Genomic DNA, 12,347 nt, shown 5'->3' with positions numbered 1-12,347 from the left:
CCGGGGATCCATCCAGCCGGTAGCCCGACCGCGACACGCTCGGGGAGTTCGTGCCCCACTCGCGCGACACTGGACCCCGACGCCGCGCAGGCTCAGGCAGGCACCTACTCGGCCGCGGCGCGCCGCAGCGACTCCGAGAGCCGCTCGGCGGCGGCGAGGACGGCGGGGGCGTGCATCCGGCCGGGCTGGCGGGAGAGTCGCTCGAGCGGGCCGGAGACCGAGACGGCAGCGATCACCTTGCCGCCGGGGGAGCGGACCGGGGCGGACACGGACGCGACGCCCTGCTCGCGCTCGCCGACCGACTGCGCCCAGCCGCGACGGCGGATGCCGGAGAGGGCGGCGGCCGAGAAGGCGGCGTTCTGCAGGCCGCGGTGCATGCGCTCGGGGTCCTCCCACGCGAGCAGCACCTGGGCAGCTGAGCCGGCGCGCATGGTCAGCTGCGAGCCGACCGGGATGGTGTCGCGCAGGCCGGAGGGGCGCTCGGCCGCGGCGACGCACACGCGGTGGTCGCCCTGGCGGCGCCAGAGCTGGGCGGACTCCCCGGTGATGTCGCGCAGCCGCGCCAGCACCGGGCCGGCCGTGGCGAGCAGCCGGTCCTCGCCGGCCGCGGCGGAGAGCTCGGCGAGGCGCGGGCCGAGGACGAAGCGGCCCTGCATGTCGCGGGCGACGAGGCGGTGGTGCTCGAGCGCCACCGCCAGTCGGTGGGCCGTCGGCCGGGCCAGCCCGGTGCCGGCGACCAGGCCGGCGAGCGTGGCCGGGCCGGACTCGAGGGCGGTGAGCACGAGGGCGGCCTTGTCGAGTACACCCACGCCGCTGGAGTTGTCCATATGGCAATACTGCCGTCTCACAACATGGGATGCAAGTAGTACGCTCTGTGAGACGGCATGGGGATCACGAGGACGTGAGGGAGAGATCCATATGGGCAGGACCCTGTCAGAGAAGGTGTGGGACGAGCACGTCGTCCGCGCGGTCGACGGGGAGCCGGCGCTCCTCTTCATCGACCTGCACCTCATCCACGAGGTCACCTCACCGCAGGCCTTCGACGGGCTCCGCCTGGCCGACCGGCGGGTACGCCGGCCCGACCTGACTCTCGCGACCGAGGACCACAACGTCCCGACCGTCGACTGGGACAAGCCGATCGCCGACCCGGTCTCGCGCACGCAGGTCGAGACGCTGCGCCGGAACTGCGAGGAGTTCGGCGTCCGGCTGCACCCTCTCGGTGACGTCGAGCAGGGCATCGTGCACGTCGTCGGCCCGCAGCTCGGCCTGACCCAGCCCGGCATGACGATCGTGTGCGGCGACTCGCACACCGCCACGCACGGCGCGTTCGGCGCGATCGCGTTCGGCATCGGTACCTCGGAGGTCGAGCACGTCCTCGCCACGCAGACCCTGCCGCAGGCCCGCCCCAAGACGATGGCGGTCACCGTGAACGGCGAGCTGCCCGAGGGCGTCACCGCCAAGGACCTGATCCTCTACCTGATCACGCGGACCGGCACCGGCGGAGGCCAGGGCTATGTCGTCGAGTACCGCGGCGACGCGATCCGCGCGCTCTCGATGGAGGGTCGGATGACCGTGTGCAACATGAGCATCGAGTGGGGCGCCAAGGCCGGCCTGATCGCGCCGGACGAGACCACGTTCGCCTATCTGAAGGACCGGCCGGAGGCGCCGAAGGGCGCCGAGTGGGACGCCGCCGTGGCGCACTGGAGGACGCTGGTCACCGACGAGGACGCGGAGTTCGACGAGGAGATCGTCGTCGACGCGGCCGACGTGACGCCGTGGGTCACCTGGGGCACCAACCCCGGCCAGGGCGCGCCGCTCGGCGGGACCATCCCGGCGCCGGAAGACTTCGACGACCAGATCGACCGCACCGCCGCCGAGAACGCCCTGCGCTACATGGGCCTCGAGGCCGGCACCCCGCTGCGCGAGGTCCACATCGACACCGTGTTCGTGGGGTCCTGCACCAACGGCCGGATCGAGGACCTGCGCCTCGCCGCCGAGGTGATCCAGGGCCACCGGGTCGCCGACGGCACCCGGATGCTCGTCGTACCCGGCTCCGCGCGGGTGCGCCTCGAGGCCGAGGCCGAGGGGCTCGACCTGGTCTTCAAGGAGGCCGGCGCCGAGTGGCGCGGCGCGGGATGCTCGATGTGCCTGGGCATGAACGCCGACACCCTCGCCCCGGGGGAGCGCAGCGCGTCCACCTCGAACCGCAACTTCGAGGGCCGGCAGGGCAAGGGCGGTCGCACGCACCTGGTCTCGGTCCCGGTCGCCGCGGCGACCGCGGTCCGCGGCACCCTGTCCAGCCCGGCCGACCTCGTCACGGTGGGGAGCAACTGACATGGACAAGTTCACGAGCCACACCGGCGTCGGTGTCCCGCTGCGTCGCAGCGACGTCGACACCGACCAGATCATCCCGGCCGAGTACCTCAAGCGGGTCGCGCGCACCGGCTTCGAGGACGGGCTGTTCGCCGCTTGGCGCAACGACCCGTCGTTCGTGCTCAACAACCCGGCGTACGCCGAGGGGTCGGTGCTCGTCGCCGGCCCGAACTTCGGCACGGGCTCGTCGCGTGAGCACGCGGTCTGGGCGTTGCAGAACTACGGGTTCAAGGCCGTGCTGTCGCCGCGCTTCGGCGACATCTTCCGCGGCAACTCCGGCAAGGCCGGACTGCTCACCGGCAGGGTCGACGAGAAGGTCGTGCAGCGGCTCTGGGACTACCTCGATGAGAACCCCGGTGCCACCGTCACCGTCGACCTGGAGAGCCGTACGGTCCGTGCCGGCGAGGGTCCGGACGCGATCGAGGACTCCTTCGACATCGACGACTACACGCGCTGGCGGCTGCTCGAGGGCCTCGACGACATCGGGATCACGCTCGGACACGAGGACGACATCGCGGCGTACGAGGCGGGCCGGCCGAGCTGGAAGCCGGTGACGCTCCGCGCGGGCTGATCGAGGCCACGAGGGGGCGAATCCCCAGCTATAGCTGGGGATTCGCCCCCTCGTCTTTCCTGCTGACACTCGTCCGCGGAGGGTGGAGGTGCCCGGAATCGGCTCTGCTGACCGGTTCTGCACGCTCTGAGGCTTTCAAAATCACTTCACGAAACACGGCCGAGGTGATTGTGAGTGCGGCTCCGAATACCTAGCGTGCAAGGGAGTTAGTCGAGCACGGGCTCGACCCCAGTCGTTCATTGGAAGGGAAGACAGTGAACAAGTCAGAGTTCATCGAGGCACTCTCGGCGCGATTCGACGGCAACAAGAGGGCCGCATCGCACGCCCTCGAGTCGGTCCTCGACACCATCACCCGCGAGGTCGCGAAGGGCGAGAAGGTCGCGATCACGGGCTTCGGCTCGTTCGAGAAGCGCATTCGGGAGGCCCGCTGGGTCCGCAATCCCCAGACGGGTGCCCGGATCAAGGCGAAGAAGACCGCGGTGCCGAAGTTCACCGCCGGCGCCGAGCTGAAGAACGTGGTGTCCGGCGCCAAGAAGCTGCCGAAGGTCGCGGTCGCCGCCGCGGCACCGGCCGCGAAGAAGGCCGCGACGGCCGCCAAGAAGGCCGCTCCTGCCAAGAAGACGGCGGCCAAGAAGGCCGCGGTCAAGAAGGCGGCACCCGCGAAGAAGGCTGCTGCCAAGAAGGCGCCGGCCAAGAAGGCGACACCGGCCAAGAAGGCGCCGGCGAAGAAGACTGCAACCGCCAAGAAGGCCCCCGCGAAGAAGACGGCGGCCAAGAAGGCCCCCGCGAAGAAGACGGCGGCCAAGAAGGCGCCGGCGAAGAAGGCCACGGCCAAGAGGACCGCGAAGCGGTCCTGAGCCGCACCTCATCCACCGTCGACGGGTCGTCGTCCTTCCGGACGGCGGCCCGTCGTCAGCTCAGGCGTCAGGTGAGGAAGGCGGTCCGCGGTCCGACGCCCATCCGGATCGCGTCCGCCAGGTCGCTGGCGTCGTCGACGTCGCGGCGTACGGAGGCAGCGGCGTCCGCGACCTCGCGGACGCCGGCGTCGAGATGGGCCGCACGCGAGCCCGGGCCGAAGCGCGGGTCGAACGCGTCGTACGCCGCCGCGTAGAGCGTGGTGCCGACGCCGGCCGCGTCCGGGACGAACCACGGGTCCGCGATGCCACGGCCGAGCACCTCGTCGAGGTCGCCGGGCCGCAGCGCGGGCAGGTCCGCGCAGAGGGCGGCGGGCGTCAGGTCCGGCCAGCGCCGGCGTGCCTCGGCGGCCGCCTGGCGCAGGGTGCCGTTGAGGTCGTCGGCGACGCCGTCGGGGATCGCGGACGCGCCGAGGGCGGACAGGTGGGCCGAGAACTCGGCGTCGTCGGTGACCACGAGCACCCGGCCGACCAGGCCGGCGTCGAGGCACGCGGACACCGTGTCGAGCGCGAACGCCTCCGCCAGGGCACGCCGGTCGGCGACCCCGAGCAGGCGCGACTTGCCGATGGCGGGCGGCTTCACGGGCACGAGCAGGACGTAGCGGGACACGGGCATCGCTGCCGATCCTGTCAGGTCGCCGACCGAGTAGCCTGCGCACGTGGTCGTTCGCACGATGCAGGAGAAGCGCACCTGGGCCTGGCGCCTGGCCGAGCCGATCGTCAGGGGGGCGCTCGTCTCGACGACCACGCACGAGTGGATCGACGGGGAGAACATCCCCGCGACCGGCGGCTGCATCATCGTGCTCAACCACGTGTCGCACGTGGACCCGCTCACCGCGGCACACCTCGTCTACGACCACGGCCGGCTGCCGCACTACCTGGCCAAGTCCGGGCTGTTCAGGAACAGGGCGCTGGGCGCGTTCTTCCGATCGGCCGGCCAGATCCCGGTCGAGCGGCTGAGCAGGAACGCCGTCGGCGCGTTCGACGCCGCGGTGCAGGCGGTCCGCGACGGCAGGTGCGTCGTCGTCTACCCCGAGGGCACGATCACCCGCGATCCGGACGGCTGGCCGATGACCGGCAAGTCCGGTGCCGCGCGGATCGCGCTCGAGACCGGCTGCCCGGTCATCCCGGTCGGCCAGTGGGGCGCGCAGCAGCTGTTGGCGCCGTACGCGAAGAGGCCGGACCTCTACCCGCGCAAGCTGGTGAGGATGAAGGTCGGCACGCCGATCCCGCTCGACGACCTCCGGGCCGAGGAGCGCTCGGCCGCGGTCGTCAACGAGGCGACGATGCGGATCATGGCCGCGATCACCGCGCTCGTGGAGGAGGTGCGCGGCGAGACCGCGCCGGCCGAGCGGTTCGACATGAGGAAGGCCGGCGTGCGGCAGACCGGCAACCCCAACAAGAAGAGCCGCCCATGAGCAAGGTCGCGATCTTCGGCGCCGGGTCGTGGGGCACGGCGTTCTCGATCGTCCTAGCGGACGCCGGCAACGACGTCACCATCTGGGCGCGGCGCGAGGAGGTCGCGGAGGCGATCAACGACCGCCGCGAGAACGCCGAGTACCTCCCCGGCACCGAGCTGCCGCCCCAGGTCGCGGCGACCCACGACGTCGAGAAGGCCGCGCACGGCGCCGACGTCGTCGTGCTCGCCACGCCCTCGCAGTCGCTGCGCGGCAACCTGACCGAGTGGGCGCCGTACGTCGAGCAGGACGCCGTGCTCGTCTCGCTGATGAAGGGCGTGGAGCTCGGCACGCTGGACCGGATGAGCCAGGTGATCGGCGAGGTCACCGGCGCCGGCCCCGACCGGATCGCGGTCGTCAGCGGCCCCAACCTGGCCAAGGAGATCGCCAAGCGCGAGCCGGCCGCGTCGGTGGTCGCGTGCGCCGACGAGGACGTCGCCCGGACGATCCAGAGGCGCATCCACTCACCCGCGTTCCGGCCCTACACCAGCCCGGACGTGCTCGGCTGCGAGCTCGGCGGCGCCTACAAGAACGTCGTGGCGCTCTCGGTCGGCATGGCCGTCGGGCTCGGGTTCGGGGACAACACGACGGCCTCGCTGATCACCCGCGGCCTGGCCGAGACGGCGCGGCTCGCGACCGCGCTCGGCGCCAACCCACTGACGCTGATGGGCCTCGCCGGGCTCGGCGACCTGGTCGCCACCTGCTCCTCGCCGCTGTCGCGCAACCGCACGTTCGGCGAGAAGCTCGGCCAGGGCATGACGACCGAGGAGATCCTGGCCGCCACGCGTCAGGTCGCGGAGGGCGCGAAGTCCTGCTCGTCCCTGCTCGCCCTCGCCGAGCGCACCGGCGTGGACGCGCCGATCGCCTACCACGTCGACGCGCTCGTCGCCGGGAGGATGACCGCGCCCGAGATGATGGAGGCGTTCATCGCCCGCGACACCAAGGCGGAGACGGACTGACTCAGACGACGTCGTCCAGCGCGGACGAGAGGTCCTCCCAGAGGTCGTCGACGTCCTCGACGCCGACCGAGAGCCGGACCAGGCCGGCGGGGATCGTGGCCGGCTCGGCCTGCCAGCGCCGCCGCCGCTCGAACGTCGACTCCACGCCGCCCAGCGACGTCGCGTGCACCCACAGCCTCGTCTTGCGCACGAGCAGGTCGCCCGCGAGCTCGCCACCGGCGAGCACGACCGAGACGATGCCGCCGAAGCCTGGGTAGCGGACCTCCTCGACCGCCGGGTGGCCGGCGAGCCGACGGACCAGCTCGGTGGCGTTGGCCTGCGAGCGCTCGACCCGCAGGTGCAGGGTGCGCATCCCGCGCAGGGCCAGCCACGCCTCGAGCGTGCCGGGCGTCGAGCCGAGCAGGTCGCGGCGGCCCTTGAGTACGCCGTGCAACTGCTCGTCGTCGGTGACGACCGCGCCCATCAGCACGTCGCTGTGGCCGGCGAGGAACTTGGTCACCGAGTGCACGACGATGTCGGCGCCCAGGCTCAGGGGCTGCTGGAGCAGGGGAGTGGCGAAGGTGTTGTCCACGACGACGTACGCCCCGGCGGCGTGGGCCGCCTCGGCGATCCGCGGGATGTCGACGAGCTCGAGGGCGGGGTTCGTGGGCGACTCGAGCCACACCAGCGCGGCGTCCTCGCACGCCGCGGCCACGGCGTCGGTGTCGGCGACGTCGACCAGCATGGCGCGCACCCGGCCGCGGCTCTCCAGGTCGCCGAGCTGGAGCAGCGTGCCGGTGTAGGAGTGCGCGGGGGCGACCACGAGCCCGGCGTGGCCGACCAAGTCGAGCACGGTTGTCACCGCGGCCATGCCCGAGGAGAACGCCAGCGCCCGGCCGCCCTCCAGCGCGCCCAGCGCGTCCTCGAACGCCGTCCACGTCGGGTTGCCGTAGCGGCCGTACTCGACGTCCCCGCCCGCGCCGTACGTCGACGCCATCGCGATCGGCACGTTGAGCGGCTGGTCCGGGTCGCGAGGCGGGCGTCCGGCGGTCACGGCGACGGTGGCGGGCTTCATGTGCCACAGGCTAGGGCGGATAGGGTCGACGCGATGAACGAGCCCAAGCCCCGCGTCGCGGTCGTGTTCGGCGGGAAGTCCAGCGAGCACGCGATCTCGTGCGTGACCGCCGGCAGCGTGCTCGCCGCGATCGACCGGGAGCAGTACGACGTGGTGCCGATCGGCATCGCGACCGACGGCCGCTGGGTGCTGGAGTCGGACGACCCCGAGCGACTGCGGATCACCGGCCCCGACCGGCTGCCGGAGGTCGACGGCGACCGCGCGACGATCGCGCTGGCGCCCGAGGCGGCCTCGACCGGACTCGTCGTGTCCGAGCCGGCGCAGCCACCGCGCACGCTCGGCGAGGTCGACGTGGTGTTCCCGCTGCTGCACGGCCCGTGGGGCGAGGACGGCACCCTCCAGGGGATGCTCGAGATGGCCGGCGTGCGCTACGTCGGCGCCGGCGTACTCGCCTCCGCGGTCAGCATGGACAAGGCGTACATGAAGGTCGTGCTCGCCGCGGCCGGCCTGCCCGTGCTGCCCTCGACGACGGTCACCGCGCGGCAGTGGGCGCGGGAGCCGCAGGCGTGCCGCGAGCGCGCCGCCGGGCTCGGCCACCCGCTGTTCGTGAAGCCCGCCCGCGGCGGCTCCAGCATCGGCATCTCCAAGGCGCACGACGCCTCCGAGCTCGACGGGGCGATCGAGGAGGCGCTGCGGTACGACGCCAAGGTGCTCGTCGAGGCGTACGCCGCCGACGCCCGTGAGGTGGAGTGCGGCGTGCTCGAGGCGCTCGACGGCACGCCGGAGACGAGCGTCCCGGCGGAGATCCGGATCTCCGGCGACCACGAGTTCTACGACTTCGCGGCCAAATACCTCCCCGAGGAGCACACCGAGCTCGACATCCCCGCCGACCTGCCCGCCGAGGTCGTCGCGGAGGTGCAGGCGATGTCGGTGCGCGCCTTCGAGGCGGTCGGCTGCGAGGGCCTGGCCCGGGTCGACTTCTTCGTGCTGCCCGGCGGCCGGGTCGTGGTCAACGAGATCAACACGATGCCGGGCTTCACGCCGACCTCGATGTACCCGAAGATGTGGGCCGCGTCCGGCGTCGACTACCCGGCGCTGGTCGACCGGCTGGTCCGGCTCGCGCTCCAGCGCGACACCGGTCTGCGGTGAGGGTGAGTCAGAGGCACTCGGCCTTCAGCTCGGTGTGCTTCTCGACGAGGCTGCCCAGCTCGGTCAGCACGCCCGCCTCCGGGGCGTAGTCGTCCGGCACCACCACCTGCACCCGCGGCCGGTAGCCGTCGGTGACGAACGTGGTCTCGTCGCCGCCCTCCTCGGGCACCACCCACCCGACACCGTCGACGACGGCGCACGGAGGCGCCTCGCTGATGTCGACCGCGCCGACCCCGCAGGTGAGCACGATCGCCGGGTCGCCCCACGCGGCGCCGTACTCGGTGTCGCCGGCGACCTCGACCGACGGCTCGCCGGCGAGGGTGTCCGGCAGGTCGGCGACCAGGTCGCGGCAGGCCTGCGCCGTGGCGTCGTCGAGCTCGCCGACGTCGATCTGCTGGGCGCCGCCGCAGCCGGCGAGCAGGGCGCACGCGACGACGCCCCCGATCGCGAGCGACCAGGGGCGTCGGCGTACGGGGTGCAGGCTCAGATGTGCACCACCGGACAGGTCAGGGTCCGGGTGATGCCGTCGAGGTTCTGGACCTTCGAGACCACCAGCTTGCCGAGCTCGTCGACGTTGCGGGCCTCGGCGCGCACGATGACGTCGTAGGGACCGGTGACGTCCTCGGCCAGGGTCACGCCCTTGACCTGGGCGATGGCCGCGGCGACCTCGGCAGCCTTGCCGACATCGGTCTGGATCAGGATGTACGCCTGGACGACCATCGAGTCTCTCCCTCGTGCGTTCAGCGGACAGTGTCGTCGCCAACCTACCGTGCGCCCCAGACCCCGTCATCTGGTGGGATGGGCCCATGCCCAGCTCTGATGCCGGCCCACCAGAAGCCACGCTCGCCGACGTCGGCGAGTTCGCCCTGATCAGCGAGCTCGTCGGGCTGTTTCCCCAGGGGGAGCAGGTCATCGTCGGCCCCGGCGACGACGCGGCGGTGCTCCGCGTGAAGACCGGCCACGTGGTCGTCTCGACCGACCTGGTCGTCGAGGGGCGACACTTCCGCCGCGACTGGGCGAGCGCCGCCGACGTGGGCCACCGGGCGGCCGCGCAGAACCTCTCCGACATCAACGCGATGGGCGGCCGGGCCACCTCCCTGACGATCGGACTGGCCGCTCCGGCGGACCTGCCGGCGCAGTGGGCGCTCGACTTCGCCCGCGGCTTCGCCGAGGAGTGCGCGCTCGTCGGCGCGTCCGTCGTCGGCGGGGACCTCACCCGCGCCGACCAGGTCGTGATCGCGGTGACCGTGCTCGGCGCCTGCACCCAGTCGCCGGTCCTCCGCTCCGGCGCCCGCCCCGGCGACGTACTGGCCCTCGCGGGGCGGCAGGGCTGGTCCGCCGGCGGGCTCGCGGTCCTCGGCCGCGGCTTCCGCTCCCCGCGGGTGCTGGTGGAGGCCTACCGCCGGCCCGAGCCGCCGTACGACGCCGGCCGGGTCGCCGCCGAGGCCGGTGCGACCGCGATGATCGACGTCTCCGACGGCCTGCTCGCCGACGCCGGCCACCTCGCCTCGGACTCGGGCGTCGCGATCGACGTGCACACGGCGGCGTTCGACATCCCCGAGCCGCTCCAGGCGGTCGGTGCGGCCACCGGCGCCGACCCGATCACGTTCATCCTCGGCGGGGGCGAGGACCACGCGCTGCTGGCGACCTACGAGTCGGTGTCCGCCGTACCGGAGGGCTGGTCGGTCGTCGGCGCGGTCACCGAGGGCGAGGGCGTCACCGTCGACGGCTCGCCGTACGACGGCCCGACCGGCTGGACCCACTTCTAGGCCGAGTCGGCGCAGTCTCAGCTGAGACTGCGCCGACTCGGCCTGGAGAGGCAGCGGGAATGCAGCGGGCCCCGACCGAGTCGGTCGGGGCCCTCTGGAAGAGCGAGAGTGCGGTGGGGTCAGCGGGTGACCTTGCCGGCCTTGAGGCAGCCGGTGCACACGTTGAGACGCTTGGGGGTGCCGTTGACGGTGGCCCGGACGCGCTGGATGTTGGGGTCGAAGCGACGCTTCGTGATCTTGCGCGACCACGGGCGGTTGTTGCCGAAGCCGGGCTTCTTGGCGCAGATGTCGCAGACGGCAGCCACCGTGTACTCCTGTAGACGTCTCGATGATGTACTGAAAACCGGGAAGGCCCGCCGCAGCGGGCAACCGCACAAGAGTATCCGACGACCAGGCCGACGCCGAAATCGCGTGAGACACCACTACTCTCGGGCGTCATGGAGGCGACCCCCCGGAGCGGCACCGTCACGCTCGAGGTCGTCCTCCGGTTCGTGGACGTCGCGGTGGACGCGCTCGAGGCGGCGCGCGAGGAGATCGACGCGCTCAACGTCTACCCGGTGCCGGACGGCGACACCGGCACCAACATGTACCTCACCGTCTCCGCTGCCCGTGACGCCGTGCGCGACGCCGCCAGTGAGGCCGGGGACGACCTCGGGGCCGCGCTGACCGCGTTCGCGCGGGGCGCGCTGCTCGGGGCCCGCGGCAACTCGGGCGTGATCCTCAGCGAGATGCTCGGCGCGCTGGTCCGGCGGATCGGCCGCGCCGACCCGCGGGAGCGCAACGCCCAGGTGATGGCCGCGGCGCTGCGGTGTGCGGCCGACGCGAGCTATGCCGCGGTCGGTACGCCGGTCGAGGGCACCATGCTCACGGTGATCCGGGCCGCGGCGGAGGCCGCGGCCGAGGCCGCGAAGAGGGGCGACGCCCGCGCGCGCGACGTGTTCGCCGCCGCGGCCGAGGGCGCCCGTCGGGCGCTGGCCCGCACGCCCGAGCAGCTGCCGGTGCTGGCCGCCGCGGGCGTCGTCGACGCGGGCGGCCGGGGCGTCAGCGTGATCCTGGATGCCGCCGAGACCGTGCTGACCGGCCGCCGCCCGGTGCCGGTGACCGCGCCGATCGGCAGGCATGCGATCCCGATCCCGGTCGCCGAGGCGGCAGGATCAGGAGACCTCACCGCGGAGGGTCCCTCCTACGAGGTGATGTACCTGCTCGACGCCCCCGACGACGCGGTCCCGGCGCTCCGCGAGGCACTGGCCCCGCTCGGCGACTCGCTCGTCGTGGTCGGGGGCGACGGGCTCTGGAACGTCCACGTCCACGTCGACGACGTCGGTGCCGCGGTCGAGGCCGGCATCGCCGCCGGCCGGCCCTACCGGATCAGGGTCACGCACTTCGCCGAGCAGGTGGCCGAGGTGCGGCAGCGCACCGCGCGCGCCGGGCGCCGCGTGGTCGCGGTGGCGGCCGGCCCGGGTCTGGCCGCGCTGTTCGAGGAGGCCGGCGCGGTCGTCGTACCGGGTGGTCCCGGGCGGCGCCCCTCCACGGGCCAGGTCCTCGAGGCGATCACCGCCTGCAGCGCGGCCGAGGTCGTCGTGCTGCCCAACGACCCGGACTCCGTGCGGGTCGCCCAGATCGCCGCGCGTACGGCGGAGGCCGACTCCGACGGGAGCATCCGGGTCGCCGTGATCCCGACCCACGCGCAGGTCACCGGGCTCGCCGCGATCGCCGTGCACGAGCCGGGCCGGGCCTTCGACCAGGACGTGCTCGAGATGACGGCCACCGCGCGGCACGCCCGCCAGGGCGCGGTCACCGTCGCCGCCCGGCAGGCGATGACGATGGCCGGGCCGTGCGAGGTCGGCGACGTGCTCGGCGTGGTCGCCGGCGACTTCGTCGTGGTCGGCGCAGACCTGTTCGCGGTCGCCACCGACGTGCTCGACCGGCTCCTCGGCGGTGGTGGCGAGCTGGTCACGGTCGTCGCCGGCGCGGACGACGAGGAGGGCGTGCTGGCCACCCGCTGCGCCGCCTGGGTGGAGGAGCGCCACCCGGCTGTCGACGTCGTGGTGTACGACGGTGGGCAGGAGCGGTACCCGCTGCTCATGTCCGTGGAGTGAGG

General features: G+C 73.0%; 14 protein-coding genes. 8 read left to right on the top strand and 6 right to left on the bottom strand.

What is annotated here, in order from left to right; translation table 11 throughout:
• Positions 1-104 precede the first annotated feature (104 nt).
• The gene (locus tag ACYVKX_RS17415; protein ID WP_331065572.1) at positions 105-827 is read right to left on the bottom strand and encodes an IclR family transcriptional regulator; all 723 of its coding nucleotides are present in this window, start codon (positions 825-827) and stop codon (positions 105-107) included.
• 91 nt (positions 828-918) lie between these two features.
• Here ACYVKX_RS17415 and leuC point away from each other — a divergent pair, with 91 nt between their 5' ends.
• From leuC to ACYVKX_RS17400, 3 genes are all read left to right on the top strand, one after another.
• Complete coding sequence (leuC, locus tag ACYVKX_RS17410; protein WP_460834935.1) at positions 919-2,334, top strand: 3-isopropylmalate dehydratase large subunit; 1,416 nt, start codon at positions 919-921, stop codon at positions 2,332-2,334.
• A 1-nt stretch (position 2,335) separates the two neighbouring features.
• Entirely contained in the window at positions 2,336-2,944 is a 609-nt protein-coding gene (gene leuD, locus ACYVKX_RS17405; RefSeq protein WP_460834934.1) for a 3-isopropylmalate dehydratase small subunit, read from the top strand.
• A gap of 254 nt (positions 2,945-3,198) precedes the next feature.
• The gene (locus tag ACYVKX_RS17400; protein ID WP_460834933.1) at positions 3,199-3,801 is read left to right on the top strand and encodes an HU family DNA-binding protein; all 603 of its coding nucleotides are present in this window, start codon (positions 3,199-3,201) and stop codon (positions 3,799-3,801) included.
• Between the two features lie 67 nt (positions 3,802-3,868).
• Here the strand turns inward: ACYVKX_RS17400 and cofC are convergent, their stop codons facing one another.
• Positions 3,869-4,474, bottom strand: a complete 606-nt coding sequence (cofC, locus tag ACYVKX_RS17395; RefSeq protein WP_460834932.1) for a 2-phospho-L-lactate guanylyltransferase — start codon at positions 4,472-4,474, stop codon at positions 3,869-3,871.
• A 43-nt stretch (positions 4,475-4,517) separates the two neighbouring features.
• Here cofC and ACYVKX_RS17390 point away from each other — a divergent pair, with 43 nt between their 5' ends.
• Both ACYVKX_RS17390 and ACYVKX_RS17385 read left to right on the top strand, forming a co-directional pair.
• The gene (locus ACYVKX_RS17390; RefSeq protein WP_460834931.1) at positions 4,518-5,276 is read left to right on the top strand and encodes a lysophospholipid acyltransferase family protein; all 759 of its coding nucleotides are present in this window, start codon (positions 4,518-4,520) and stop codon (positions 5,274-5,276) included.
• The gene (locus ACYVKX_RS17385) at positions 5,273-6,274 is read left to right on the top strand and encodes an NAD(P)H-dependent glycerol-3-phosphate dehydrogenase (RefSeq protein ID WP_460834930.1); all 1,002 of its coding nucleotides are present in this window, start codon (positions 5,273-5,275) and stop codon (positions 6,272-6,274) included. Before ACYVKX_RS17390 ends, ACYVKX_RS17385 begins: the two co-directional genes overlap by 4 nt.
• A gap of 1 nt (position 6,275) precedes the next feature.
• On the opposite strand, the gene ACYVKX_RS17380 is transcribed toward ACYVKX_RS17385, so the two are convergent.
• Positions 6,276-7,328, bottom strand: coding sequence for a trans-sulfuration enzyme family protein (locus ACYVKX_RS17380; protein WP_460834929.1), 1,053 nt, complete (start codon positions 7,326-7,328; stop codon positions 6,276-6,278).
• Between the two features lie 33 nt (positions 7,329-7,361).
• Between ACYVKX_RS17380 and ACYVKX_RS17375 the strand changes: the two genes are divergently transcribed.
• A complete protein-coding gene (locus ACYVKX_RS17375; protein WP_460834928.1) occupies positions 7,362-8,477 on the top strand; it encodes a D-alanine--D-alanine ligase family protein in 1,116 nt (371 codons plus the stop codon).
• Positions 8,478-8,484: 7 nt separating this feature from the next.
• Here ACYVKX_RS17375 and ACYVKX_RS17370 read toward each other — a convergent pair whose 3' ends face one another.
• Positions 8,485-8,922, bottom strand: a complete 438-nt coding sequence (locus ACYVKX_RS17370; protein WP_460834965.1) for a DUF3515 domain-containing protein — start codon at positions 8,920-8,922, stop codon at positions 8,485-8,487.
• Positions 8,923-8,960: 38 nt separating this feature from the next.
• Positions 8,961-9,197 carry an Lrp/AsnC ligand binding domain-containing protein gene (locus tag ACYVKX_RS17365; RefSeq protein ID WP_028636164.1) on the bottom strand — a complete coding sequence of 79 codons (237 nt, stop codon included), beginning with the start codon at positions 9,195-9,197 and terminating at the stop codon, positions 8,961-8,963.
• Between the two features lie 86 nt (positions 9,198-9,283).
• Between ACYVKX_RS17365 and ACYVKX_RS17360 the strand changes: the two genes are divergently transcribed.
• Positions 9,284-10,246, top strand: coding sequence for a thiamine-phosphate kinase (locus tag ACYVKX_RS17360; protein ID WP_460834927.1), 963 nt, complete (start codon positions 9,284-9,286; stop codon positions 10,244-10,246).
• 119 nt (positions 10,247-10,365) lie between these two features.
• Here ACYVKX_RS17360 and rpmB read toward each other — a convergent pair whose 3' ends face one another.
• A complete protein-coding gene (gene rpmB / locus ACYVKX_RS17355) occupies positions 10,366-10,551 on the bottom strand; it encodes a 50S ribosomal protein L28 (protein ID WP_011756723.1) in 186 nt (61 codons plus the stop codon).
• A 132-nt stretch (positions 10,552-10,683) separates the two neighbouring features.
• On the opposite strand from rpmB, the gene ACYVKX_RS17350 reads away from it, so the two are divergent.
• The gene (locus ACYVKX_RS17350) at positions 10,684-12,345 is read left to right on the top strand and encodes a DAK2 domain-containing protein (RefSeq protein ID WP_460834926.1); all 1,662 of its coding nucleotides are present in this window, start codon (positions 10,684-10,686) and stop codon (positions 12,343-12,345) included.
• Positions 12,346-12,347 lie beyond the last annotated feature (2 nt).

Source organism: Nocardioides hungaricus (genome assembly GCF_054782915.1).
This window is presented reverse-complemented; position numbering and strand designations above follow the sequence as displayed.